The sequence below is a fragment of the Microtetraspora sp. AC03309 genome (assembly GCF_020826795.1).
Taxonomy (GTDB): domain Bacteria; phylum Actinomycetota; class Actinomycetes; order Streptosporangiales; family Streptosporangiaceae; genus Microtetraspora; species Microtetraspora glauca.
The window spans coordinates 1-24,313 of sequence record NZ_JADDIL010000101.1 but is presented as its reverse complement, the minus strand read 5'-3'; the positions used below and the strand labels follow the sequence as shown (position 1 = coordinate 24,313).

General features: G+C 67.8%; 22 protein-coding genes. 6 read left to right on the top strand and 16 right to left on the bottom strand.

From position 1 onward, the window contains the following. The 3 genes from IMZ11_RS38120 to IMZ11_RS38110 form a co-directional block, all read right to left on the bottom strand. A partial coding sequence (locus tag IMZ11_RS38120; RefSeq protein ID WP_228647676.1) for a pentapeptide repeat-containing protein occupies positions 1–1,817 on the bottom strand: 1,817 nt, incomplete at its 3' end. Then, positions 1,814–5,050 (bottom strand): DUF6493 family protein, encoded by a 3,237-nt coding sequence (locus tag IMZ11_RS38115; RefSeq protein WP_228647674.1) that lies wholly within the window; start codon positions 5,048–5,050, stop codon positions 1,814–1,816. The genes IMZ11_RS38120 and IMZ11_RS38115, both read right to left, overlap by 4 nt. Continuing rightward, complete coding sequence (locus IMZ11_RS38110) at positions 5,047–6,375, bottom strand: SWIM zinc finger family protein (RefSeq protein ID WP_228647672.1); 1,329 nt, start codon at positions 6,373–6,375, stop codon at positions 5,047–5,049. The genes IMZ11_RS38115 and IMZ11_RS38110 overlap by 4 nt, the downstream gene beginning before the upstream one ends. Before the next feature lie 483 nt (positions 6,376–6,858). Between IMZ11_RS38110 and IMZ11_RS45780 the strand changes: the two genes are divergently transcribed. From IMZ11_RS45780 to IMZ11_RS38100, 3 genes are all read left to right on the top strand, one after another. Further along, positions 6,859–6,993 carry a hypothetical protein gene (locus IMZ11_RS45780; protein WP_255707696.1) on the top strand — a complete coding sequence of 45 codons (135 nt, stop codon included), beginning with the start codon at positions 6,859–6,861 and terminating at the stop codon, positions 6,991–6,993. A 434-nt stretch (positions 6,994–7,427) separates the two neighbouring features. Then, positions 7,428–8,093, top strand: a complete 666-nt coding sequence (locus IMZ11_RS38105; RefSeq protein WP_228647670.1) for a site-specific integrase — start codon at positions 7,428–7,430, stop codon at positions 8,091–8,093. A gap of 216 nt (positions 8,094–8,309) precedes the next feature. After that, entirely contained in the window at positions 8,310–8,837 is a 528-nt protein-coding gene (locus tag IMZ11_RS38100) for a GNAT family N-acetyltransferase (protein ID WP_228647668.1), read from the top strand. Here the strand turns inward: IMZ11_RS38100 and IMZ11_RS38095 are convergent. After that, on the bottom strand, positions 8,827–9,054 hold the full coding sequence (locus tag IMZ11_RS38095; RefSeq protein ID WP_228647666.1) for a hypothetical protein: 228 nt from the start codon (positions 9,052–9,054) through the stop codon (positions 8,827–8,829). The two genes, IMZ11_RS38100 and IMZ11_RS38095, sit on opposite strands and share 11 nt — an antisense overlap. Here IMZ11_RS38095 and IMZ11_RS38090 point away from each other — a divergent pair. Continuing rightward, complete coding sequence (locus tag IMZ11_RS38090; protein ID WP_228647664.1) at positions 9,043–9,984, top strand: tyrosine-type recombinase/integrase; 942 nt, start codon at positions 9,043–9,045, stop codon at positions 9,982–9,984. The two genes, IMZ11_RS38095 and IMZ11_RS38090, sit on opposite strands and share 12 nt — an antisense overlap. Before the next feature lie 361 nt (positions 9,985–10,345). Here the strand turns inward: IMZ11_RS38090 and IMZ11_RS38085 are convergent, their stop codons facing one another. The 7 genes from IMZ11_RS38085 to IMZ11_RS38055 form a co-directional block, all read right to left on the bottom strand. Next, positions 10,346–10,663 carry a helix-turn-helix domain-containing protein gene (locus IMZ11_RS38085; protein WP_066939846.1) on the bottom strand — a complete coding sequence of 106 codons (318 nt, stop codon included), beginning with the start codon at positions 10,661–10,663 and terminating at the stop codon, positions 10,346–10,348. Continuing rightward, entirely contained in the window at positions 10,660–11,022 is a 363-nt protein-coding gene (locus tag IMZ11_RS38080; protein WP_228647662.1) for a type II toxin-antitoxin system RelE/ParE family toxin, read from the bottom strand. Before IMZ11_RS38080 ends, IMZ11_RS38085 begins: the two co-directional genes overlap by 4 nt. A 127-nt stretch (positions 11,023–11,149) precedes the next feature. After that, positions 11,150–11,842: a hypothetical protein gene (locus IMZ11_RS38075; RefSeq protein WP_228647660.1), complete on the bottom strand. Its 693-nt coding sequence runs from the start codon at positions 11,840–11,842 to the stop codon at positions 11,150–11,152. After that, entirely contained in the window at positions 11,754–13,394 is a 1,641-nt protein-coding gene (locus tag IMZ11_RS38070) for a plasmid pRiA4b ORF-3 family protein (RefSeq protein WP_228647658.1), read from the bottom strand. Before IMZ11_RS38070 ends, IMZ11_RS38075 begins: the two co-directional genes overlap by 89 nt. 85 nt (positions 13,395–13,479) lie before the next feature. Continuing rightward, on the bottom strand, positions 13,480–15,123 hold the full coding sequence (locus tag IMZ11_RS38065) for an SWIM zinc finger domain-containing protein (protein WP_228647656.1): 1,644 nt from the start codon (positions 15,121–15,123) through the stop codon (positions 13,480–13,482). A gap of 3 nt (positions 15,124–15,126) precedes the next feature. After that, positions 15,127–16,176, bottom strand: a complete 1,050-nt coding sequence (locus tag IMZ11_RS38060) for a hypothetical protein (protein WP_228647654.1) — start codon at positions 16,174–16,176, stop codon at positions 15,127–15,129. Between the two features lie 105 nt (positions 16,177–16,281). After that, complete coding sequence (locus IMZ11_RS38055) at positions 16,282–17,775, bottom strand: hypothetical protein (RefSeq protein WP_228647652.1); 1,494 nt, start codon at positions 17,773–17,775, stop codon at positions 16,282–16,284. Between the two features lie 410 nt (positions 17,776–18,185). On the opposite strand from IMZ11_RS38055, the gene IMZ11_RS38050 reads away from it, so the two are divergent. After that, positions 18,186–18,851 carry a site-specific integrase gene (locus IMZ11_RS38050; protein WP_228647649.1) on the top strand — a complete coding sequence of 222 codons (666 nt, stop codon included), beginning with the start codon at positions 18,186–18,188 and terminating at the stop codon, positions 18,849–18,851. Between the two features lie 482 nt (positions 18,852–19,333). After that, a complete protein-coding gene (locus IMZ11_RS38045; protein WP_228647647.1) occupies positions 19,334–19,762 on the top strand; it encodes a hypothetical protein in 429 nt (142 codons plus the stop codon). A gap of 213 nt (positions 19,763–19,975) precedes the next feature. Here the strand turns inward: IMZ11_RS38045 and IMZ11_RS38040 are convergent, their stop codons facing one another. The 5 genes from IMZ11_RS38040 to IMZ11_RS38020 all read right to left on the bottom strand — a co-directional run bounded on the left by IMZ11_RS38040 (position 19,976) and on the right by IMZ11_RS38020 (position 24,197). After that, entirely contained in the window at positions 19,976–20,533 is a 558-nt protein-coding gene (locus IMZ11_RS38040; protein ID WP_228647645.1) for a DUF6461 domain-containing protein, read from the bottom strand. A 237-nt stretch (positions 20,534–20,770) separates the two neighbouring features. Continuing rightward, positions 20,771–21,142 carry a hypothetical protein gene (locus IMZ11_RS38035; protein ID WP_228647643.1) on the bottom strand — a complete coding sequence of 124 codons (372 nt, stop codon included), beginning with the start codon at positions 21,140–21,142 and terminating at the stop codon, positions 20,771–20,773. 1,114 nt (positions 21,143–22,256) lie between these two features. Beyond that, positions 22,257–22,787, bottom strand: coding sequence for a hypothetical protein (locus tag IMZ11_RS38030; RefSeq protein ID WP_228647641.1), 531 nt, complete (start codon positions 22,785–22,787; stop codon positions 22,257–22,259). Between the two features lie 239 nt (positions 22,788–23,026). Further along, positions 23,027–23,839, bottom strand: a complete 813-nt coding sequence (locus tag IMZ11_RS38025) for an inositol monophosphatase family protein (protein ID WP_228647639.1) — start codon at positions 23,837–23,839, stop codon at positions 23,027–23,029. Next, complete coding sequence (locus IMZ11_RS38020; RefSeq protein WP_228647678.1) at positions 23,829–24,197, bottom strand: DUF5919 domain-containing protein; 369 nt, start codon at positions 24,195–24,197, stop codon at positions 23,829–23,831. The genes IMZ11_RS38025 and IMZ11_RS38020 overlap by 11 nt, the downstream gene beginning before the upstream one ends. Positions 24,198–24,313 lie beyond the last annotated feature (116 nt).

Genomic DNA, 24,313 nt, shown 5'->3' with positions numbered 1-24,313 from the left:
CGGTTCCAGGGGGCGGGCGCAGGTCGCGCCTTCGGGTCGTAAAGGTCGGCGTTGTAAAGGTCGGCGTTGTAAAGGTCGGCGTTGTAAAGGTCGGCGTTGTAAAGGTCGGTCTGGACGTCGATCGTCCGCAGGATCTCCTCCTGTACGTAGTCGGGCATCTCGTGGAGCGGGACGACCGTGCGGAGACCGGGGAACAACTGGAAGGCCGTGGCCGCGATGTTCACCATGCCGTCGTACAGGGCCTGCCCGAGGTCGCCGGACAGGCCGGGGAAGGCATGCTCCGCGTCGGCCCGCTGCTCATCGGAGATCGTCTTCCGGTACGACGGGCGCTGCCTCGGAGGGCGGGACATGGGCGGCCCCGGATCTTCGCCGGGGTTGACGAGTTCCCTGGCCAGCGCGGTGCACCAGTCACGCGGGGACTGCCACGTCTGCGCGTCGTAGAGCACCGGGCGCAGGTGTTCGCCGAACCGCCGGGCCAGCGTTTCCTTCAGGGAGTCCGGGTTCGTATGTGCCTCCCGAGTGACCGCCGCCAGCCACGCCTCGACGTCGATCCAGCCGATCTCCTCCGGCGGGCCGCTCTCCAGGCCGGAGACGGGGAACGGGCCGGGGATGATGACCTCGGGCAGGCGACCGGGGGTGAAGTCGCTGGTCCAGCCTTCGGCGAAGCGCTCGAAGAGCTGCCGGGCTGAGGCCGGGGGCAGCAGCTCGGCCGCCTCCAGGATCGGGGCGGGGTCGGTGAAGTGGTCGGCGTGCTTGAGGGTGAGGGTGACCGCGCGGTCGCGCACCTCGTGAGAGGCGTGCGCGTACGCGTTGGTCAGCGCGGTGACGTGGTCGGCCACACGTTCCGGTGTGGTGGCGAGGTCACGGTCGAGCCAGGACAGGCCCTTCACGGCGAGCTTGGCCTCTTGGCGGAAGGTCATCGCCTCGATGGCCTCGGCGACGTCCGTCGGGTCGAGACGCGCCTGGCGCACCTGCTGCCAGGCCAGCTCGGCTACCGGGCCCGGCGCGGTGGGCAGCAGACGCAGGTAGTCGCGCAGCCGCCCGGCCGACTCCTCCGGCGTGGGCGCCACGAGCGTGTGCAGCCGGACGAAGAACCGCAGGTCCTGTGCGTCGCCGCCGAGCAGGAAACGGCTCACGCAGCCGGTGATGATCTGCTCGCGCGGCAGCGTGCGGGCGGCCAGGGCCAGCCAGCGGGACGGCTTCGGGGTAAGCGTCTCGTTGACCAGCGCCCGGCCCGCGCCGGCCGCCTCGAAGATCTTCGGAAGCAGGTGGGGTGTGAGCGGGTCCTTGGCCACGCCCACCGCCGACAACCAGGCCGCCACCAGCGGCTCGTGGTCGGGTGGGGTGGCCTCGCCGTCGCGCAGCAGTTCCAAGGCCAGCGGCACGATCCGGTCGTCGGGACGGCGGATGCGGCGCGCGAGCCGTACCGCCAGATCGGCACGCCAGGCCACCGGGCGACCGGAGACCGCCTTCACGAGACGGTGCGGGCTCGGTGCGCCGGACCAGCGGGGATTGAGGTCGCGCTTCATCAACCAGGTGGCCACCCCGGCCGGGCCGGGAATGGTCGCCGCGCCCACCATCATCAGCACCTCGGACGGGCCGGTGACCTGATCGTCGGCGGTCCAGTTGAAGGTGTCCCAGCCGACAGTGGCGGCCGGCAGCGGGCTCTCGCGGAGCTCGGCGAGCAGGCCCGGCAACTCGGCGGCGACGGTGGCCCGCTCGGCGTCGGTGAGCTTCGGCAACCGCAACGCCAGGCCCTCGGCGTCGCGGTTGAGCACGAGATTCCTGATCTCGGTACGGATGTCGTCAGAGGTCATGACGTGGCTCCGGTGAGCTGGGCGTGGAGGCGCTTGCACTCGTGGACGAAGCGGATCGTCCGGCGGCTCTGCGCGAACTCGCCGACGACCGGGATCTCCCCGCGCGCGCCGGTCCAACGTGCCACGTCGGCGGCGAAGGCGACGAGTTCGGCGTGGGTCACGGTGATGCGCTGCCCCTCGCCCGGCAACATCCCGGGCAGCAGAGCGCGCAGGATGCGCCACACCTCGTGGTGGCCGCCGGCGTCGGCCAGTTCGGTCAGGGCCGCGATGGCGGGGCGGGTCTCCCGCCAGGTGCGGCGCAGCACCAGCGCGAGCTGGCGGCCGATCGCCTCGGCGGGCAGCTCGCCCCTGGCGGCCATGCTCAGGACCAGCGGGATCATGCCGGGCACGCTGTCGGCCAGGAGAAAGGCGAGGATCACCGCCGTGGACTCGCCCATCGGGCCCTGGGCGATCTCCAGGCCGGTGATCTCCGTGGGCGTCACCCACGCGCCCCAGCGGCCGCGTAGCAGGAAGGGCAGGAAGTTGACGGCCACGACCTCGCGGTGCGAGGGCAGCATGGCGGGCCACGCCCGGAGCGTGCTGCCGAACTCGTCGACCGTCCAATCGAACGGCTGACGCAGCAGCACCTCGTCGATCAGCCGATGGCCGGTCGGGGCCGTCACCCGCAACACCGGCTGCAGCCTGACCTCGGTGAAGTGCTCCGGTTCGCTGTCGCCGAAGTCCACCATGGACGCGCCGACCATGTGGCGCCACACGTGGCCGCACTCGGGGTCGGCCATGCCGTCACCGGCGAGCCAGCGTGCGGCCGAGCGCGCCGCCTCCGAGTCGACCTTGGCGGCCCGGTCGGCCGCGGCCTGGTGGCTGCCCCGGGGCAAGCGCAGCAGCGCCTGCGCCAGGTCAGCCGGGGGCGGCTCCACCCCGGCGGCGGCGCAGGTCTCCAGCCGGTCGACCAGTACGTCAGGGTCGAGGTGGCCGCTCATCCAGGTCGGTGTGGCCAGCAGCACGGGCGGCAGGGTGCCGTTTCGGAGGGCCTCGGCGAGTTCCGCGTAGCGGTGCAGCAGGAAATCGTGGGGCGGAGAGACGCGATTGGGGTGGGGCAGCTGGTTGCGCCGCCGCCACTCGTCGTGCTCGGGCAACTCCTTGGGCATGAAGGAACGCAGCCGGGGCGGGACGAAGACGACGGTCACCTCCACGAGCGGCTCGCTTGGGCCCGGTGGGGGCACCTGCTCCTCCGCCCGCATCGCCGCGATCCGGGCGGGGTCCACGCCGAGCTCGGCCATGCGCTCGTAGGCGAGGTCGAGGATGAAGGACGGCATGGCCCCCACGGAGTCGTCGTACAAGACGCCGGGCCTCGTCAGCACCGGACGGAGGCGATCCGGCAGCCTGTCGTCGTAGATCTCCTCGTCCTCCTCCTCGTCCTGCTCGTCGTCGGCGCCGAAATGCCGCGGCTGCTCGACGTCGGTGGGGGATCCGTACAGGTGGATCCGGCCCCTGGCGAAGGGGATCTGCCGATCGCCCTCGTGGGCCACCGCCCCGTCCGGGCCGTCGTCGCTGGTCCAGGTGATGAAGAAGGCGCGCAGCGGGGCGTCGTCGTCGAGGTAGCGGCCAGGCCGGTAGGCGCCGCCCACCATGATCCGCCGGGGCCTCGGCTCCGGGTCGGGCTCCTCGCCACGGGTGAGGGCGCGTACGCCTACGGAGTGGTTCGCGTTGTCCCAGAACTTCTCCGGTTCGATCGGCGGCAGCTCCGGCACGCTCCCGGGAGTGACGAGCTCGGCGGACAGCGCCGACTGCCAGTCGTCGGGGTCGAGGCGCACCTCCCTGGACCGCCAGTAACCCTGGTCCTGCTCGACGTGGGGCTTGAGCTTGCGGCGCAGTTTCGCCCGGTCGTCGGCGATCCCGGCGACGAAGGCCGCCAGCCAGCGCTCCTGGCCGATCCAACGCTCGTGGTAGGAGTAGGAGTAGGAGGGGGAGATCGACGGCTCGGGGAACCGCCGCACCTCCGGCAGCTCGGGCAGCGGCGGGAACTCCTTCTGCCCCAGCAGTTCCTCGACCGGGGTCTCCCCGCCGAACTGCTCGGCCAGCTTCGCGCCCAGGTCGGCGGGGAGGTGGCGGACGCCGTCGAGGATCGCCTCGGCGTGGTCGGCGAACAGGTCGGCGTATTTCAGGGTCAGCTCGGCCGCGCGGTAGCGCACGTCGAAGGACTTGTGCGCGTACGCCGTGGTCAGCGCGGTCACGAAGTCGGCGGCCGCCTCGGGCGTGGCCCGGATCGCCTGGTCGAGCCAGCGCAGGCCCGTGGCGGCGAGCTTGGCCTCGTCCCGGAAGGTGAGTGCGTCGACCGCCTCGACCAGGTCGGCGTGGTCGAGCGGCATCGCCCCGCGCACCTGCCCGGCGGCCAGCTCGGCGACCGTGCCGGGAGCCGACGGCAACAACCGCAGGTAGTCGCGCAGGCGGGGCGCGGACTCCGCGGGCGTGGGGTCGAGGAGCATGTGCAGCCGGACGAAGAACCGCAGGTCCTGCGCCTCGCCGCCGCGTAGGAAACGGCTCACGCAACCGTCGAGCACCTGCTCCCTGGACAGCTCGCGGGCGGCGGCGGTCAGCCAGCGGGTTGGCCGGGGCTCCAGCCGCTCGTCACGGAGGGCGCGGCCCGCGCCGTCGGCGTCGAAGACACGAGGCAGCAGCACGGGGGTCAGCGGGTCATCGGCCGCGCTCGGCGCGGCCAGCCAGGCGGCCACCAGCGGGTCGTGGTCGGGCGGCACGGCGCCGGACTCGCGCAGCAGAGCCACGGCCAGCGGCGCGATGCGGTCGGAGGGCCGGCGCAGCCGCTGGGCCAGCCGGACCGCGACATCGCGACGCCACTCCCAGGGACGGGTGGCCGCCACCCGGCACACCTGGGCGACGTTGGGGTCCTCGGCCCAGCGGCGGTTGACGTCGCGGCTGGTCATCCACGTCACGGCGGCTGCCGGGCCGGTGATGACGCCGACACCGGTCAGCAGCAGCGCGTCGGCCAGTTTGTTGAGCAGGTCGCCGACCTCCCAGGAGGCCATCTCCTCGAAGTCGTCAGGATGCTGGGCCCGCACCTGCTCGGTGCGGGCGCGACGCAGCTCCTTGACGAGGCCGGGCAACCGCCCACCCAGCTCGGCGCGCTCCTCCTCGGTGAGCGTGACCAGCCGGTCGGTCAGGCGGGTGACCTGGTTGCGAGCGACCAGGTCGCAGATCTCCGTCCAGAGAGTCATCGGGAGACCTCCACGGCGGCGCGGGCGACGATCCGGGCGGCCAGCACGTGTTTGCACGGCCCACGGGAGCCGCGATGGTCCCACCACCACTCGCAGGTGCAGGAGCCGTCGGTCAGCGAGACCCGGCGCGCGCCGCCCGAGGTGCGGATGGTGGCCGACTCGCCTTCGAGGTGCACGGCGCCCGCGTCGACGAGCTTGCGCGCCTTGGCCAGCCGCGGGTTGAGCAGGATCACGTTGTCCTTGTCATAGGGCAGCTCACGGTGGAAGTGGGCGGCCTCCGACAGGTCGTAGCCGACCCGGCCGGCGACGCCGAGCTGCGTCAGCGCGGCCCGCACCCGGTCGGCGGGGATGCCCGCGCGGTCGGCCAGAAGGCCGATCTCGACCTCGGGTTCGAAGTTGAGCAGCATGCCCACTACGTCGGCGTCGTTCTCGGCCTCGTCGGTGGCCAGGTCGTCGAGCACCGCGCCCTCGCCGGAGAAGCCGCGCCAGCGCTCGGGCGAGAGGGTGAGCGTGTAGCGCATCCCCGGCAGCTCCAGCTCCCAGGCGCTGGAGGCGGCGTCGGCCGGGCCGTACACCCGGAGGGACTTCGCGAAGCGCAGCAGCGGCAGGAGGGTGCCGAGCCGATTGGGGCCGGCGAGCTGGACCGAGCCCGGAACCTGACGGTCGGAGACCTTCAGCTCTCGCCCCGCCTGAGCCACCCACACCGTGCCCTTCTTGGGCAGCCCGCGCAGGAACCGCACCGCCGCCATGCCGGTCAGCTCACCGCGCTGGTCCATGCCCGAGGCGATGACCTGCACCTCGGCGAATCCGCGTAACCAGCGCTCGGGCAGCGGAACCTTCTTCTCCACCACCGCGCCGTCCATCGTGGTCACGACCAGCTCGTCGAGCCCGACCCCCAGGTGCAACGGGTCACGCGCGCCGACGCGCGCCAGCGCCTCCCGGAGCGGCGCGTTCACATCGACGTTGGTGGTGCCCCGGTCGAACACCTCGCCGTCGAGCGCGCCGTTCAGCAGATCAAGCCGGGCGTACACGCCGCCACAGGCCGAGAACGACTCGAACCGCAGCCGGTCTCCGTTGCACGTCACCACCGGGTCGCGCACCCAGCCGGGCCGCGCCTGTGGCTGGTGGTAGCGGGCCAGCGCCACGTCGGCGATGCCGAGGAGGGCCGCCGCGGCGGGGGGTGCCTGAGTCACCACGCCGCTGAAGAAGCGGGGGGCCACGGCCGGGCCGGACAGGGCCCGCCCGCCGGAGGTCGCCAGTCCGAGACGACCGTCGACAAGGGAGGAGGGCGCGGCGTACGTGTACGCCTGCGTCGCTGAAGTCATGGCCGGGACGTTAGATCGCCCCGCCGACAAAACCGGCGCGGCAGAGGACATCTACGCGTCGGTACTGCCGCAGCTGTACCTCGACAGTGCCCGAAAGGCAGCTCAGCTCGTGCTGGCCGCCGCACGCGAGACGGCTCGGGCTGAGCAAGGGAAACGCCCGGTTCGGGTGTGACTCACATGTGTCCCACATGAATCACGCTGTCATCCGGCGACTAACGAAATAGGTAGATCTGCAGGTCGGATGAGTGGGGCGCCAGGGATTCGAACCCTGAACCTATGGATTAAAAGTCGATCTTGGGCCGTTCCGGAGAGTTCAATGCCGTTCAGCGGGCATGTAAGGTCCACCCTGAACGGCTCTGAACTCCCCTGAACTTCAACAGGAAATGTAATTGGGCGGGCTCTGGCTAGTGGGCTTTCCGACCTTGATCGATCCCGCTACGCTCCGGCAGAAATTGTCGGTGACGGACTCTATGCTTCCCGCCCATGAGCAGAGACGCGTCTTCTGTCGTGCACACGAAGCGGATGGATGTGGAGATGGAGGACTGTGGTCAGGTCTATCTCCTGGATCGGGGGGACCTGCAAGCGGGGGCGAAGCCGAACAAGCCGGGCGGCAGCTGATCGCAGCCGAGCAGGGAGGTCCGATCGGGGCGGGGTGCACGGTGGCCCAGTGGCTGCGGTACTGGTTGGCGACCGATCAGGGGATCCGGCCGAGGACGCGTCAGGGGTATGCGGATCACGTCCGGCTGCACCTGGTCCCGGCGCTGGGACGGATCGTACTGTCGGAACTGTCCGCCCGCGATGTACGGCGAATGTTCACGGCGTTGGCCGGACGTCGGAATCGGTACGGCAGACCGCTGGCGGCGGCGTCGCTGGGAGCGGATCCGCGCCACGCTGCGGGCCGCCTTGAGCGAGGCCGTCCGGGAAGGGCTGATCGACAGCAATCCCGCCCGCGGCCTGAGGTTGCCTGCCGCGCCGCGTCCGAGGGCGCAGGTATGGACCGACCGGTGGGTGGCGGCGTGGAAGGCCACAGGGGAGAGGCCCACGGTGGCGGTGTGGACTATTCCGCAGCTCGTGGCCTTCCTGGATGGCGTCCGCGGGATCCGCTGTTCCCGCTGTGGTGGCTGGCCGCACTTCGCGGGCTTCGCCGGGGCGAACTGGCCGGCCTGCGCTGGGTGGATCTCAGCCTGGAGACGGCCGAACTCGCCGTGGTCCAGCAGTTGGTGCACGTCGGCGGGGAGCTGGTCCCGTTCCCGCCCAAGAGCGCGGCTGGCAGGCGCACGGTCGCGCTGGATCCGCAGACGGTGCGGTTGCTACGCCGTCATGAACGCGACCGGCGGGCGGAGAAGGCATGTCGCGGGGAGGCCTGGGACGACACGGCGCACGTCTTCACTCGCCGGGGCGGCAGCCCGGTGGCGCCGGACTATCTGACCTACCGGTTCCATAGGCTGGTGGAGAGGAGCGGGCTGCCGCCGGTGCGGTTGCACGACCTGCGGCACGGTGCGGTCACGATGGCGCTGGCCGCGCATGTGGATCTGCCGGTGTTACAGGGCCAGGTCGGGCACGCCAGCATCGTGTTGACCGCCGACACCTACACCTCGGTGCTACCGGAGCTGCATCACCGGGCGGCCAGGGCGACGGCACGCCTGGTGTTGTCGGCGGCGCGCAGAACCGCCCGCAAGGTGCGCCGAGGGCGATGCGGCTGGATGACCCAGGTGTGACCCATCCGTGTCCCAGGCCATGATCAGGCGATCTCCCGTTGAGGAGAATGCCCAGCTCAGTGGTGGTGGGGCGCCAGGGATTCGAACCCTGAACCTTAGGTAAGGGCCGCAGGAACGAAGGTGGGCTGCGCGAGAGAAATAATCGCTTTGCGTCCGCCCCGGTCACGGCTAGCGTCTGCGAACACGCGGAGAGACGGCGCTATGGGAGAAGACCACGTGACACTTCGAATCAGACTCGCCACGCAGCAAGATGCCCCGGCCCTGGCCAGGGTCCAGAGGACATCATGGCGTGCGGCCTTCCGTGGGCTTCTGTCGGACGATTACCTGGATGGTCTCGACCATGAGCCGCTGACGAAGACGTGGGAAGGCTTGCTGACCCGCGCCGGGGGCGCGGGGGCAGGCACGTTGCTCGTTGAGCAGACTGACCACGTTGTTGGATACTCGCGCTTCTATCCCACTGACGACGAGGATGACGACTCCGTGCAGGTGGGCATGATCGGCTCGATCTACACGCTCCCCGACGTCTGGGGCACTGGCGTGGGCAAAACACTGATCACCGCTGTCCTCGACGCCATGGCGTCGGCTGGATACGCCGAGGCAACCCTCTGGGTTCTGGAAGGGAACACGCGAGCACGCTCCTTCTATGAGCGAAATGGCTGGCACCACGATGGTGCGCTCGTCCTTGACCGCAGTGAGGTCCTGCCAATCAGGAAGTTGCGCTACCGCAAGGGGCTCAACCGCTGACCGACGAGGTCACACGGCACCTGCTCGTGCGGCGGGCGGCCCGGGCCGTCGGCGGCCCGACCGGCCCCCAGGCCGCACGCCCGGCCGCCGAGCGGGCGAGGGCCGCGAGGCGGCGCGGAGCGCCGCCCTTGATCGGCTCCGGCCGGAGCATCTGGACGCCTTCTATGGCTGGCTGAACCAGCAGGACCTCAAGCCGAACACCGTCTTGCAGATCCATCGCATCCTTTCGCGGGCGATCAAGCTGGCCTTACGCCGCGAGATCATCAGCCGCAACGTCTGCGGCCTGATCGACGCGCCCAACGGCGAAGAGGTCGAGATAGAGCCACTGTCCGAGGATGAAGCGCGCGACATCCTCGACGTCGCCCAGGATCGCCGGAACGGTACGCGCTGGTCGGTGGCTCTCGCGCTTGGTCTTCGGCAATGTGAGGCGTTGGGCCTGCGGTGGAAGTACGTGGACCTGAAGAAGGGGCAACTCCGGATCTCCTGGCAGATCAAGCACCAGCGCTACCGGCACGGCTGCGACGATCCGCACGCGTGCGGAGCCGACCGTCACCGGTACCCGTGCCCGGCCGACTGTCCCAAGGCCAAGCGGACGTCCGGACGACGGCACACCTGCGTCAAACAACGGTGCCCGGCCCCCTGCGACAGGCACGACGGCAAGTGCCCGAAGTTCTGCGCCCCGGACTGCACGAAGCACGCCCCGTCCTGCCCACAGCGCATCGGCGGCTGGGCGTTCGTGAAGCCCAAGGGCAAGAGCCGGCGAACGGTCCCGCTCCCTCCGCCGCTGATTCCCCTCCTGAAGCTCCACCGTGAAGCCCAGGCGGCAGAACGTGAAGCGGCGGGGGAGAGGTGGCAGGACCGGGATCTCGTCTGGTGTGAGCCGGACGGTAGCCCGATCGAGGCGCGGCACGACTGGGAGGAGTGGAAGGAACTGCTCCGCCTGGCCGAGGTCGAGAAGGATGCCAGGGTTCACGACGCCCGGCACACGGCGGCGACGCTCCTCCTGGAACAGGGCGTGGACATGCGGGTCGTTCAGGTCATCCTGGGGCACTCCCAGCTCACCACGACGAAGCGGTACACCCATGTGACGGAGAATCTGGCCGGTGACGCGGTCGCGAGGATGGGCCGCGAGCTGTGGGCCGACTGAACAGACAACTGCACAACTGCAACCAGAAATGCAACCGGGCAGGCTTCCGAGGGATCATCATTCGGGAGTCTGCCCAGCTCGTTGATGGTGGGGCGCCAGGGATTCGAACCCTGAACCTACGGATTAAAAGCGCCATAGATCAGTGTCGCCCGGTGTCGCACCGTGTCGTTTTACACCGTTTCGTCCGCCATTCTCCCTTCCGCCAGCAGGATCATGCTGGCTTCAGGGCCTCCACGAAACCCGGAGCGATTCAGCGAGCAAACACGGATCGCTTGACCATCACTGGGTTGCTCACGCGCCCTACGCGGAGTAGTCGCCGAAGTCGGCTACCGCGCCCAGCATGACGTTCTGATCGAGTTGGTCAAGCGATCGCGGCGATATCACCGTCATCGAAGTAGATCGACTGGTGGAGTCGGCCTCCAAGGGCGGCCGCGTAGCGGGCCAGGATGTCCTGGCCAGAGATCTTGCCCTGCTCGATTTGAGAGATGCGCCCCTTGGTGACCCCCATGCGCTCGGCCACCTGCTGCTGAGTCAGGCCACGGCTGCGGCGGATCTCCGCCAGCCGATGCCCCTGGACCTCGGCCAGAAGCTCCCGCTTACCGGCTTCGACCGCTTCCTCGCCGCCGGCCCGCTCGACATGCTTCGCCCGGATATCGTTCCAGCGAACGTACCCGCTCATCTGCCCTCCTCCTGCTGAGCGCGCTCCTTTAGATAGACCTCAAACCGGTGCTCGGCCAGCGGAATGGCCTCCTCGTACCAGCTTTTCCATCGCCCGGCCTTGTCACCGGCGACCAGCAGGATGCTGGAGCGCCACGGGTCAAAGGCGAACAGGATGCGTACCGTGCCAGGCCGGAGTTCCTTGAGATTCTGAATCGACGATCCGCTGATCGTATCGACCAGCGGCCGTCCCAGCCCGGGGCCACCTTCGGCGAGTGCGTCGATGGCCTGCACCACCCTGGCGTGGGTGGCATCGTCGAGCTGCTCGATCCATTCGCGGACCTCGGTTACGAGGTAGACGTCCCATTCCTCTCCGGCCACCTATGGAGTATAGCAATAGGTATACCTCAGAGGCCCATGAGCAGGCCCGGTGGCTCCGGCTTTCGACAGGCGGTGCAATTGCCGTAGAGCCCGCTCCAGCCCAGAGTCCCGGGCTATGTACCCAGGGTCATGGATATACATTGCCAACCTCGACCAGCCACCATCGGTTCCGGGTGAAGGCCAGCACCACCGTCACCTCCCACCCGATCCGGGCGAGGTCGCTGATCTCCGATGGCACGTCCAGCGGACCGATGTTCTCGTCGAACCAGAGCTTGCCCGGCTCAACCTTTGTGATCGGAAGGGGAATGCCCTCCTCCACCCAGCGATCAGTGGTATCCGGATCACGATGCGGAGTCTTCAGCGACAACTGGTGCAGCGCCTCGGCCAGACGGTCCGCCCTGGGCAGGTCGCGCGCCGCATCGGCGGCTCGCGCGGCTTGGGCGGCTGCCATTTCCCGGTCGATCACGCCCTGCTCGGCGAGCCATGTGACGAGCTTCTTGGTGACGGTTCCGGCAGCGCGTAGCAGTCCCTGGCCCGCCATCACTTTGCGGATCATGCAATAGCCGAGAAACTCGCTCAGCATGCTCTCTATGTATCCCGCGTCCAGCAGTCGGGTGAAGGCGTCCTCGTCACCGTTGTCGAAGGCTTCGCGCCACCGCTTCTCGTCCCCCTCGTCCAGGATGTTGGGACCGTACATGTTCATGCAGTCCCGGAAGAGGTCGATCACCTCCTCATAAGTGTGAAAGGTCCGCGGAGCCAATCGGGCCCGCTGTTCGTTCAGGAACCGGGTAAGTGCCTCGTCGATCGTGATCGTCATCACGCACGGCAGTCTGGCACGCCAAGCGCTCGGCCAGCGTCTGGTTGGCGGCGCCCTGGTCGAACGGCACCGGCTCTTCGGGATAGTCGGAGTTGTAGTCCTCGATCGGGTTGTCGCCATGCCCGTCGACACAGATCGGGATGTCGATCTCCGGGTCGAGGATCTTCTCCAGGACGATCTCGTGCCGCCAGCAGTCGCCGAGGTCGTAGGTGTAGGTGAGCTTCGTCCGCAGGGCGGGCAGCGCCCGGTTCAGCCGGCACAGCTCCTCATCCCCGCAATTCTCCAGCGGGTAGAAAGGGTCGGTGTAGCGGCGCTTGCCGTGCTCGAAGAGATGCAGGTGATCGCCGCTCCAGCCGAACAGCACCTGGATCACCCGATGCAGTGCGCCCAGCGAGTAGTTCTCCGGCACCAGGACACGCCGCCACAACCCGCCGAACAAAGAGATCTTGAGCTGATAGACCGGGATCCGCGGTGGCGCGGCCGGCAATGCCTTCAACAGCCGCGCAGCTTCTGGGTGCCGGCTGTCGCGCACGTCTGCGTGCAGGTCACCGCTCATCATGTCCTTCAGGACATACCAGGCGTCCCTCGCGCTGTAGCGCTCCAGTGCGGCCAGCGCCAAGTCGACTGCCAGCCACCGCCGGTCCCGGACGGAATCGGCCGCCCCGAGCAGCCAGCGGGCATGCGGGCCGAGCACGGGATGGTCCCGCACGGCTTGCCAGAGAGGCTCAGAGTTCTCTCCTCGCGCGGCCGCCACCTCGATCACGCTGACTCGCCCGGCGGGGGAGGCTTCCCCGGCGGCCCACAGCAGCTCCGGTAGCCGGTCTACCAAGCTGGTCGAACGAGGATCACCCGGGATCCGCCAGCGCCATAGCAACTCATCGGCGTCTTCCTCCGGCGCCGTGGCCAGCCGCTGTAGCACCTCGGCCGCAGTCAGCTCCGGAGTGATGGGCAGGGGCAGTCGACGCTGCAGCTCCCGCCGCGCGTGCTCGCCAAGGGCGGTCACCGCGAGCCTCGCGTCCAGTGCGCCGAAGTCCCGCAGGATGCCGACCACTTGATCGACCGGATGTCGTTCTGTCAGGCCGGTGGCGCGCCAGTCCCAGTCGCGCCGCAGGCGCATCTCGTTCTCGACGGCGGTCCGTAACGCCGCCCCCAAGGGCGGTTCTTCGTCGGTCAGAACGGAGAGTGTCACCAGGCAGCAGATTCGCGGATCGACATCGCAGGGGTCGGTGACCTGCGCCGCCACTACCTCCCCCAGCGCCGCGTACCAGGCCGTGATGCCCGGCTCCGCCACGTTCTTGTCCTGTACGGCACGCGTCCCCGAGATCGTGACGAGTCCCGCCGCCAGAGCCGTCACCCAGGCTTGATGCACCTCCGGTACATCGCTCAGCCGCCGAACCTTGGCCGGGCACCCCACGCCTATCGTCCTGGCGGCTTCCGGCACCAGCGCGGGCTTGAGCGCACCACCTGCAGTGACCGCACGTCCGCTCCCCACCCACGATGCCAAGGCACGAGCGGCGGCGAACACGGCACAACCGATCGACATCTCCGTCACCATGACGGGGACGGTATCGCGCGGACGGCACGACGCCGACATCGATCGTTCGGGTCGCCGCTGACACGCCGACCGGCCCGATAGATCATCAAAGGGCACGCCGCTGGAGTTCCGCCATGAAGTTGCGCTTGCGCTTGTGGGTGGTGCGCAGCCGCTCCACATAGGCGCGTCCGTCGGCCTCGCGGCCGAGCCGGTCGTAGAGCTTCGTGATCTGTACGGCGAGGCCGGCAGCCTCGGCATAGGCGTCGTTCTTCATGAGCGAGATCTTGCTCTCGGCCAGGCGCTCGTAGACGGGAATCGCCTCGGCGGGGTGAGTTTCCGCCCGCGATCGAGCCAGCCGCAACCACTGGCCGTCGACGGCGCCGAACTCCACCGCCGTCTGCCACGCCTCCTCATTGCTGTTCTCCCATAACAGCACGTCCACGAGTGTGGAGGGCGGCTGCCACGAGGACGGACCACGCCGCGCCGTACCCACGTCATGACGTAGTAACCCCAGCGCCCAGGCGCGCAGTTCTGGCCAGCGGTCCGGCGTCGCCGCCGCGTGCAGCGCCTGGTAGACCACCAGGCATCGGTCGCGCTCGAACTGGGCGCGGCGCAGTGCCAACGCCCCATCGCCGCGACCGGCGGCAGTATGGGCGGTGGCGGCGAAATCGGCCAAGCGTCGATCGTAGGCGCCGTCTGCGGCGGCCAATCCCCGTTCGGCCCACTCCAGCGCCTCCCGGTCGCGCCCCGCCTCGGTCAGCACTTCGACGATGCCCGAGTAGTCGGGACGGCTACCGCGACCGAGCACTGTGACCAGGAGGTCAACGTCTCCCCGCGCCCTGGCGTACTCGCGCATCAGCGCGTCCGTACGCCAGTCCGTGCGGGGCGAGCGCTCCTCCCAGATCCGCCGCAACTGTTCGCCATAGGCGGCCACCCCCGCCTCGCCGAGCGCGTCCGCGTAATCGTCGATCGACAGTTCGGGCACGTCGGCATCGCCAAGCTGTTGCTCCAGCAGCCATGAGGCCAGCGTCACGGGATCGCCGCCGGTGGCGGCGCAGGCAGCGGCATGGACCGCGACCAGCGCCCGGCTCGCCTCGCCGATCTGGCCATCGGAGTCGTCGAAGAACTCGTAGTTCTCCGCCACTCGTTCCATGGCCCGCTGGGCCAGGGAGGCGACAGCGGCGCTCTGCCCAACCTGATGCAGCCGGTCCAGTTCGTCGGTGATGGCACCGACGGTGTCCGCGTAGCCCCAGCTGTCATCCCAGCCAACATGACCACGGATCCGGAGTACGCGGTCGATCCGCTCGCGTAGATCCTGCGCGTCGGCCGCTCCGACCGGAGCGGCCGCCGCGCGTGCCTCCAGCCGCCGCCGGATGCTCCGGTCGCCCTCGGCCAGTTCCATCAGCAGTGCGACAAGTGCCTGCGGATCCAGCGATGCCAGATAGGTACGCAGATCGAACCGGTCGGGCACGGCCTCGCCATGTTCCCGCCGAAACAGGTAGACCAGGCCGACCGCGACGCAGTGCTTGCAGAAGTTGCCGTCCTGCCCCCACGGGCAATCGCACGCACCGTCCAGGCCACGACGGCCGACGGTCAACTCCACCTCATACGGCTCCGTGCCGTACACAGTCGCGAAGATCTTTCCGCCGTCGACCTGTAGGTCATCGACGGCGTCGACGTAATCGACACCGCGGTCATAGGACTTGCCTCCGGCCAACGTCCGCAGGTCATCTTTGGTGAACCCAGACATCATTCACCTGCCGAACAGCTGGTCCGTCACGTGTTGTGCCCGTCCTGGAAGCTCCGCGCCGACCTCCCGGGCGAAGTCGTGGAACTCTGTGTGACCGGGCAGTTCCTCCAGGCACTCGCGGATCAGGGCACGCGCCGTGTCGGTCTCCCCGCGCTGCCGGCCAAGCCGCGCACGCAGATACCGTAGTTCGGGACCAGCCAGAGCCGGGTGCGTCACCAGCCTCTCCAACCGATCGTCGGCCTCGGCGTCTGCCAGCCGTTCCAGCACCAGCAGATGCCAGGTGGCAAGATTCCTGGCCCGCTCACGGCGTTCGAAGCCCGTGTCCCGCCACGGCACCCGTGTCTTGGCGCCGCCCTCGGCCAGCCGATCCAGTGCGGAGAGATATCGGTCGGTGAAGTCCAGCCACGCATCGATCCCGCGTAGCAGCCGCGCCAGCACGTCGGCCAGTGTGGTCTCCTTCTCGGCCGTCGGCCCGTCCCCGCGCCGGGTCCACCCGTACGCCCGCTCCCAGCGGATCAACTCTGGCGCTGCCCGCTCGGCAAATCCGGAGAAGCCATACGGATTGAGATAGGTGGCCCAAAGCAACGCGACCGCATCGGAGACCACGAAACGCGCGGCGGCCATCGGGTCGTCGGACCGGAAGTAGTCATAGTCACATGTCTCATCGGCCAGGTCGATCAGCAGCTTCAGCGCCTGCGCCCCGGTGGCCGCGTCCACCGCCAGCGCCGCCTTGGCGTCCTCGGCCAAGCGGGTGAACGTGAAACGCCACCGGGTCCGCTCCTTGGGGGAGACACGCCGATCACCGGCCATATAGGCCCCGGCCCGGGCCAGCTCCACGAACCGGCGTACGTCGTCCAACACCGACTGGGCGTCCACGGTCTGCTTGGCGCTCTTGGCTGCGGGCTTGTGCTCCTCTGGGGTCAGCTCTGCCTCGATCCTCTCCCTCAGCTGAGCGGATCCGCGCCAATACAGCGTCCAGAGCGTCTTCTTCAAGCGCTCCTCATCGAGGGGAGCCAGCGTGGCATAGAACTGCTCTCGATTCATCCGCTGCACGGGCAACGATCGTAGCCCGAGGTGGTAACCGGCACCTGCCAGTGCGACCGTCATCAGTCGACGGCGGAGCGCCTCCGAAAGCCGACGAAGGTACGCCTTGTCGGGCTATCCGGATCCGACATCGGTGCGTGGCCGCAGGGCACGGGCCCGGAGTGCCGCCTGTGCGGCGGCGCGCCCGGCGTCGGTGAGGTGGTCGCCGGGATCACCCAGGCTGCGCTGCCGGTGCAACAGGCCGAGCAGATCCAGGCGGCGGTGGATCGCGCCCATGAGCCAGCCGACGTCATCCACCTGGATGGGCGCTCCGCTGGCAGGGTCATGCCAGCCCTCACCGGCCATGGTCTCAGCAACGGCGGCGCGCCGCTCGAGATAGCCGGTGGGCCCCCCGGTGAGGTGCAGCATCAAGATGACCTCCGCCGCGACGCCCTCGGCGGGATCGGATGGGATCAGCGCGGCCGTCACGGCCGACCACAGTGTGGCCGTATCGGCCCCTGCCAAGCGTTTGCCCGCCGGAGTGAGGACCAGGGCACGCTTGCTGCGCCGGACGGCACCGAGCTGCCGGACAAACTCTCGCAGGGTCCAGGCTTCGGGGATGTCGGACTCGGAGCGTGGTCTGCCGGTCAACGTGAGCCAGCCGAAGCGACGGCAGCCTTCGGCGACGACGGCCCTGGCCAGGGTGTGGTTGGCGGTGAGCGGGACGCCGCCGTCGGTAGCCGCCAAGGTCAGCAGCCAGCGGACCGGTGCCAGCCGCATCTCTGCATCCTCGGGAACCGGCGCCGGTGACATGATCCGCGAGGCGATCATCTTCGTGAGGCGGGCGCGGGCCGCCCCACGGGACCGGGCCCAGCCTTCCATTCGTTCGGAGTGAATGCGTTCCAGCCGGCTCTGCTCGCCCGCGGCGCAAGGGGAGGTGAGGAACTCGCCGGTGATCCGCTCGGCGTCTGCGCGCCAGCCACGGGCGCCAGGAGCGAACTCACCCACCGCGATCGCCATCTCCAGATGGGCCGCTGTCGCCTGGAAAGCATCACTTTCCTGAACGCCCATCACCCGCCCCCAGGTCAAAATCTCCTCGACATCGGGCGGCTGTACGCCGGAGGCGTTCATGGCCTTCTCCAACGCCTTGAACCCGGCGTCGCGGCCCTGGTGCCAGGCCATCAGGACCTGCTTGGTTGTCTCGGAGGTGCAGGCGGCGGCGTACCGTGGCATTTCCAGCAGGTCGAACAACGCACCGAGCGCGGTGGCGAGCTGCTGGTGTTCGGTCAGGTCGGTCCACCACTTGGTCGGCAGCAGGTACCACAGCCAGTACTGGAGCCCGTACAGGGTGACGGTCTCGACTCCTTCCCCGAAGGTCAGCGAATCGAACACGGCGCGCGCCTGATCGGCCTCCTCTGGGTTGCGACGGGCCAGCTCGGCGAGAGCGTTCTCCACCTTGTCGTCCCCGATCCTGCCCACCATCCCCTCCTTCTCATCCTCCAGACGGGCCTGCACCTGGGGGCTATCCGCATGGCTGATTTCGAAGCCTCTCACGGCATCGACGTCATGGCTGCGTTCGGGCCGCTCGCGTGTGGCGAAGTGGTCAAACGCCCCGACCGGCTCCCCCACACCGAGTTTGGTGCACGGTGGCGCAGTGGCTGCGGTACTGGTTGGCGACCGATCAGGGGATCCGGCCGAGGACGCGTCAGGGGTATGCGGATCACGTCCGGCTGCACCTGGTCCCGGCGCTGGGACGGATCGTACTGTCGGAACTGTCCGCCCGCGATGTACGGCGAATGTTCACGGCGTTGGCCGGACGTCGGAATCGGTACGGCAGACCGCTGGCGGCGGCGTCGCTGGGAGCGGATCCGCGCCACGCTGCGGGCCGCCTTGAGCGAGGCCGTCCGGGAAGGGCTGATCGACAGCAATCCCGCCCGCGGCCTGAGGTTGCCTGCCGCGCCGCGTCCGAGGGCGCAGGTATGGACCGACCGGTGGGTGGCGGCGTGGAAGGCCACAGGGGAGAGGCCCACGGTGGCGGTGTGGACTATTCCGCAGCTCGTGGCCTTCCTGGATGGCGTCCGCGGGATCCGCTGTTCCCGCTGTGGTGGCTGGCCGCACTTCGCGGGCTTCGCCGGGGCGAACTGGCCGGCCTGCGCTGGGTGGATCTCAGCCTGGAGACGGCCGAACTCGCCGTGGTCCAGCAGTTGGTGCACGTCGGCGGGGAGCTGGTCCCGTTCCCGCCCAAGAGCGCGGCTGGCAGGCGCACGGTCGCGCTGGATCCGCAGACGGTGCGGTTGCTACGCCGTCATGAACGCGACCGGCGGGCGGAGAAGGCATGTCGCGGGGAGGCCTGGGACGACACGGCGCACGTCTTCACTCGCCGGGGCGGCAGCCCGGTGGCGCCGGACTATCTGACCTACCGGTTCCATAGGCTGGTGGAGAGGAGCGGGCTGCCGCCGGTGCGGTTGCACGACCTGCGGCACGGTGCGGTCACGATGGCGCTGGCCGCGCATGTGGATCTGCCGGTGTTACAGGATCAGGTCGGGCACGCCAGCATCGTGTTGACCGCCGACACCTACACCTCGGTGCTACCGGAGCTGCATCACCGGGCGGCCAGGGCGACGGCACGCCTGGTGTTGTCGGCGGCGCGCAGAACCGCCCGCAAGGTGCGCCGAGGGCGATGCGGCTGGATGACCCAGGTGTGACCCATCCGTGTCCCAGGCCATGATCAGGCGATCTCTCGTTGAGGAGAACGCCCAGCTCAGTGGTGGTGGGGCGCCAGGGATTCGAACCCTGAACCTACGGATCAAAAGGCGGTGTCCGTGGACGTCCGCCGAGTTCCGCCGTCGTTCACCCCGTTGGCTGTACTCGTGGCTGCACATCCCGAGAAACTAGAATAGGCTGCTGATCTTGCCGTGCTGAGCTGGAGAAACGGGGGTGCAGGTGAGAGCGGGTCGAGTAACCGTCAGTCCCCGTGAGTGACGCCGTTTCTCCCTCAACTCTGGCACGCTCTGGCACGGACGCCGGCTCTCCCTGTCGGTGCCACAGCATGCTCGTATGGGCTTGACGTCCTTATGCCAACTCCCGGCATGATCGTCAGATGTTCGACTTCGGGGTCAGTGGATACAGGCCCGCATGGTTGAGCGGGAGTTCAGCGGTCGCCGCCGCACATAGTCGGAGACTGGCCATGCTGGAAGGGCGGAGGCTGACCCGCGCTCTGTTGGTGTGGGACCTCGACGAGGATGTTTGGTTCTGCGATGGCCTGGTCCTGCTGGACTTCGAGGGCGAGCAGGTCGAGATCGTCCACCAGAACTTCGATGAAATCTCGATCACGTGGAACACGGTCGATCCGGCTCGGCCGCTGGATTGGGCGGGGGATGGATTCCGGCTGGCATGGCGAGGGGGCGTGCCTGACGAGCTGGCGAAATTACAGGGGCAGAGGCTGCAGGCCGTGGAGCTTCTGACGTGGACGGATGAGGACATGGCGCAAGGGATGGTGGCTGTCGGATTCCTCTTCCCGCACGGCCGCGTGATGATTTACAACGCTCTCGATGAGAACGGCATGGAGTTCAGAGACCCTGATCAGCGGTATGCGTGCCAGAGGCTCAGCGCGTAGTGCGCATGATCCACTGGTGTGGCTTATCGCCCCCTGGAGTTTGGAGAGGGTGACGGGGATCGAACCCGCGCTGTCAGCTTGGGAATCGCATGGATCACGGCTCGTAGTGGCGCTGACCTTTGCTTTGGACGGGTCATGAGTGACCGTGATTAACCCCTCGTCACTCGGCGCTGGTGACGATCGTCAGCATCGTCGCGTGCGGCTACACCGGTTTCAGGTGAGCCAAAAGCTCTGATGTTCTGCGTCGAGCCAGGTTTTGTCGAGGATGTGGCCGGTCAGGCGTCTGATGAGGACGAAGGTGGCCAGGCGGGCTTGGCTGTCGTCGGCTGTGCCTTCGCCTAGGGGGAGGCCGTTCAGGTAGGGGGTTAATGCCTGTGGGTCTTCGCCTGACCAGTGGGCGCGCAGGCCCATGGCCGGTTCGAAGCGGACCAGCAGCCGGCCGTCGGCAGCGTACATGAAGGAGCTAACGCCATTGACGTCCCACCAGTAGTTCAGCGCCTGATGGCCGCCGCTCGACAGGTTCCCGAGGGTCTGCCTGTCATTGCCCCTCCAGAGCTGTTCCTCCAGCGCCAGCGTCCAGGCGCCGAAGTTGCCGATGAGCACAGTGTCCTCCTCCCGTAGTTGCCAGGTGGCAGGCTCGGCCGAGGACGGGTCAGCGCCCAACCTGCGGGCCACCTCCAGCACATCAGGCTCGCTACACCAGGTGCCGCAGAAGACGGGCAGCAACCCGTACGGTTCCAGCACGTTTTCCTCGAATTGCATTGCGTCCATGCGCTGGATCCTCCCGGATACGGGAAGATGGTAGCGGGGCGCCAACCCGTGCGCTTTGCTTCCGATACCGGTGTCGTGTGCTCGCGGATTAAAAGCTCGGCGGATCATGGTTCAGGGCAGTTCAATGCAGGGCGCTCATGCGCGGTCCGATCTGAACGGCTCTGGACTGCCCCGAACTGCAACCCAAACTGCAACCGCCACCGTGCCTGAGCCTTCCTGATCGCAGGCCAACGGCGACTACCAGATCCTCATCCCCTCCGGACGCCAACTCCCGTCCCTGTTGACAGGGAAGAAGTGCGCGGCCTCCGGGCCGTGACGATTGTCCTCATCGAGGGGGATGGTCAGTATGGCTTCGCCGAAGTCGAGCAGGATGCACTCATTGGTCTTGATGCTGACAGCTTGGACCGTTCGCCCGATGAGGGTGCACAGGGCGTCTCGTGATCCTGCCTGGGGGAAGATCCAGGTCTGGGAACCGATCTGTACGTGTGGGTCCGTGAGCGCTGTGAGCTTCGGTCCGTTGAAGTGGAACTCGACGTAGTCCATCACGAATGCGACGGTGTTCAGTTCCTCACCAACGAGTCCGCTGGGGTCGTCTGCGTCATAGGCCATGCGCCTATTCTCGCCATACCGAACCTGCACTGTCAGCTTGGGAAGTCTTTCAAGATCATGCGGTCTGAGCTGCGAAAACGCTGACCCGGGCGTGTGCCGATCCAGTCGCCGTGAGTCCCCCAATGATCGCTGACCGTACGGGCACACAACGGCACGCGGCTTCGGATTATGAGTGGGATTGATCTTGACGGGGGAGTGGGCCTCTGACCTGCGGCCCGGCGCCGCTTCGACCATCTTCCATCGGCGGCGTTCCGCGTATGTGCCGGATCTTGAAATGCGCGCTCTGCGCACGCCTTCGGCTCCTGATCTTCCCGTGTGCCTCGAGCCACCGCGAAGCGGCAGCGGGCCGGCGACGGAGGGGCAAGCCCGTCTTCGCGTGTACGCGAGCCGGTCGCCGTTCCTCGATCACCGGATGCCAACGGTCACGGACGGGCTTGAGCCGTAGGAGTCGGTCTGCTGGGCTTGCCTGGGTCGTGGCATGCGGGACGATCAGGCTTCCACCTCAGCCAGCTACGGACCCCATCTCACGCGCGGGCGATCATCCCGGAGCCGAGGCCCCCGCCGGAGGCATGCTTTCGAGCAGGTACTAACCCTCACCAGGGGTGATCTTTCGGCACCGCGTATTCCGTGAAAGAGTCTGTGCCGTGCAAGAGTATCGGCGCTCGCTCTGGTTCAAGGTAGGTATGGGCTTCCTGCTGATTAGTTGCGGGTGGCTCGCTGCGGGGATCTGCTTCGGGCTGGCATCCTCTAGGTTCGTGATGCCATCGTGGCACTTGTTCGTTTTTCTCAGCCTCAACGGTGTGACCCTCGTGTGCAGCACTATCGGCCGGGCGCGGTCCAACGCGTGGACGGAACGCGAACGGCCTTGAATGAAGGCCTGAGTCTATGGCGGCGTAGGTCGAAACAGGCGTCCTGTTAAGTGACGAATGAATTGGGCGGCAGGAACCTTGCGCTACGTGCGGCCTGAGCTGCCGGCGGCCGGGACCGGCCCCCAGGCCGCATGCCCGGCCGCCGAGCGGGCGCAGGGCCGCGAGGCGGCGCGGAGCGCCGCCCTTGATACTTATGAGAACAATTCGGCAATGCTGAATTGTCTGGCGCACGCAAAACGGAGGGTCTACAGTCCGCGGCGCCTACGCCGCCGCACGTTTTCAAGCCCTGGTGAGTCTATCAAACCGGCGCAAATCCAGAACTGCATGCGAAACTCTTCGATGTTGTCTGGTGGATACTCACCCGTCGGGCCGTTACCGAGTGAGCGTACGCCGGCGCGAACATTCCACTCTTGTCCGCGTGCCTGAAGGTTGAGCATCCTGCCCGAGGGCGGACCGGCGGTTCCTGTCACATACACCACGCCGGAAGACAAGAACATGGTCGCGTCGACGACCTTGGCCCATCCCTCATCCTGCGGTGGCTCACCGTCCCAGCGTTCCAAGACGACGGTCGCCTTATGGAAGGAGTGTCCGCCGACAATGAAGGCGACGTTCCCACTGGTCAGGAACCAGGCCCCAGAGCTATTCGCCTGGTCCGCAAGGTCGAATGGCGAAAGGCCTCCTTCTGGCTGCCCGTTGCCGCCGTCCCAGTCCAGCAGCATGAGCTCGCGGTGATCGACAAGAACTTGATCGATGAGCTCGACGACGCGTTCCGCCACGGTGCCCCCTCCTCGGCGGGTGGCGCCTCTTCCGGCGTAGGCGTCCTGGTCCCGTGCCGTCATTTCGATCATGCTAGCAAGTCCGACCTTCGCAGGCACTGGGGCATATCCCTGTGCAGTTCGCCCAGGTGGCCGATGCGAATGGATCCGCGCCTATCGTCATCGCCCGTATAGTGCAGACTTCTCCTGCAATGGCGCGACCTCATCCCCAAATCCGGCGGCATTAAACAATTTGCAAGCTATGCGCCGCGGTCTGCGTCCTTCTTGGCTCCGGCGACGAGCTCGACGAGATCGGCGAGGATCTTCGGGGCAGCAGCGATCGTGGCGCGGGACTTGGTGCTGTGCGGGCTTCCGTCGATGTCGGTGACGATGGCTCCGGCTTCGCGAGCGATGAGGACGCCTGCGGCGGTGTCCCAGGGGTTGTTGGACAGCATGATGCAGGCGTCGGTCTTTCCTTCGGCGACCCAGGCGAGATCGACGGCGGCTGATCCGAACATTCGGACTCGCTGCACTCGGGTGGCGAGCTGGTAGTTGAGCGGCAGACGTACCCGGTTCTTGGCTTCCGCGCCGTTGCCTACGGCGTAGTCCCCTACGGACACGATCGCGGCATCCAGAGCATCTGTGCCGCTGGCGCTGATCGACTGGTCGTTGGCGGTGGCTCCGGCTCCTTCGGCTGCTGCGTACCGCGAGCCGAGGAACGGCAGGTCGATCACTCCGAGGATCGATCGGTCGTGGTCCACGAGACCAAGGGAGATGCCACAGAGCGGGATGCCGTGGGTGAAGTTGGCAGTCCCGTCCACCGGATCGAGTGCCCACATGAGCCCGTCGCCCGTACGGCTGATGCCTTCCTCTTCGCCGAGAAACCCGATCTCAGGTGTCTCGCGGGACAGGAACTCGCGGACAGCGTGCTCGACGGCGTAATCAACCTCGGTGACCATGTCGCGGTCGCCTTTGGTGGTGACGGTTCCGGGGAGCCGGGTTCGGACGATTTCACTGGCGATGGTGACGGCCTGCTCGGCTATGGGCAGTAGCGCGCGGGCGTCAACGGTCATACGGGTTTGCTCCGCCCCACATAGAGGTGAAGACCTGATCGAAGACGGGAAACAGGCCGTCAGCGGCGGTGTTGTCGGTGATGACGAGCGTAGGTGAGTCCACTCCGCGGGCCGCTGGCAGGTACGGCTGAACCACGCATGTCGTGCCGTCCACGATCAGGATGTTGAACCGGATGGTCTCGTCGTAGACGTGGATCTCAAGGCGTTTGGCGGCCTCGGGGGCGAGTCTGCTTTTGAGGCGGGTCAACATGCTGATGTTGAGGGCGGTCAGCGTCTGGAGCGTGCCGTCGGTGTAGCTCTCTTCCCGCTCCCGCGCTTTGATCGCTTCGCCCTTGGGGTCTAGGAAGAGGCAGCGGATCCGGGTGCCGTTCTCAAGTAGCCGCTTGAGTTGGTGGTCGGGGTAGCTCGAGCAATCGTCAAGACCTGTGGATCAAGATCTTTTAGGCGGCTATCGACGGGTCCTCAATGGCCGGT

Excerpts from the sequence above, each read along its gene's own strand:
- IMZ11_RS38115 (WP_228647674.1), bottom strand. The coding sequence starts at position 5,050 with ATGACTCTCTGGACGGAGATCTGCGACCTGGTCGCTCGCAACCAGGTC.
- IMZ11_RS38110 (WP_228647672.1), bottom strand. The coding sequence starts at position 6,375 with ATGACTTCAGCGACGCAGGCGTACACGTACGCCGCGCCCTCCTCCCTT.
- IMZ11_RS45780 (WP_255707696.1), top strand. The coding sequence starts at position 6,859 with ATGAGCAGAGACGCGTCTTCTGTCGTGCACACGAAGCGGATGGATGTG.
- IMZ11_RS38095 (WP_228647666.1), bottom strand. The coding sequence starts at position 9,054 with ATGGATCTGCAAGACGGTGTTCGGCTTGAGGTCCTGCTGGTTCAGCCA.
- IMZ11_RS38085 (WP_066939846.1), bottom strand. The coding sequence starts at position 10,663 with ATGAGCGGGTACGTTCGCTGGAACGATATCCGGGCGAAGCATGTCGAG.
- IMZ11_RS38070 (WP_228647658.1), bottom strand. The coding sequence starts at position 13,394 with ATGGTGACGGAGATGTCGATCGGTTGTGCCGTGTTCGCCGCCGCTCGT.
- IMZ11_RS38065 (WP_228647656.1), bottom strand. The coding sequence starts at position 15,123 with ATGTCTGGGTTCACCAAAGATGACCTGCGGACGTTGGCCGGAGGCAAG.
- IMZ11_RS38045 (WP_228647647.1), top strand. The coding sequence starts at position 19,334 with ATGCTGGAAGGGCGGAGGCTGACCCGCGCTCTGTTGGTGTGGGACCTC.
- IMZ11_RS38040 (WP_228647645.1), bottom strand. The coding sequence starts at position 20,533 with ATGGACGCAATGCAATTCGAGGAAAACGTGCTGGAACCGTACGGGTTG.
- IMZ11_RS38035 (WP_228647643.1), bottom strand. The coding sequence starts at position 21,142 with ATGGCCTATGACGCAGACGACCCCAGCGGACTCGTTGGTGAGGAACTG.
- IMZ11_RS38025 (WP_228647639.1), bottom strand. The coding sequence starts at position 23,839 with ATGACCGTTGACGCCCGCGCGCTACTGCCCATAGCCGAGCAGGCCGTC.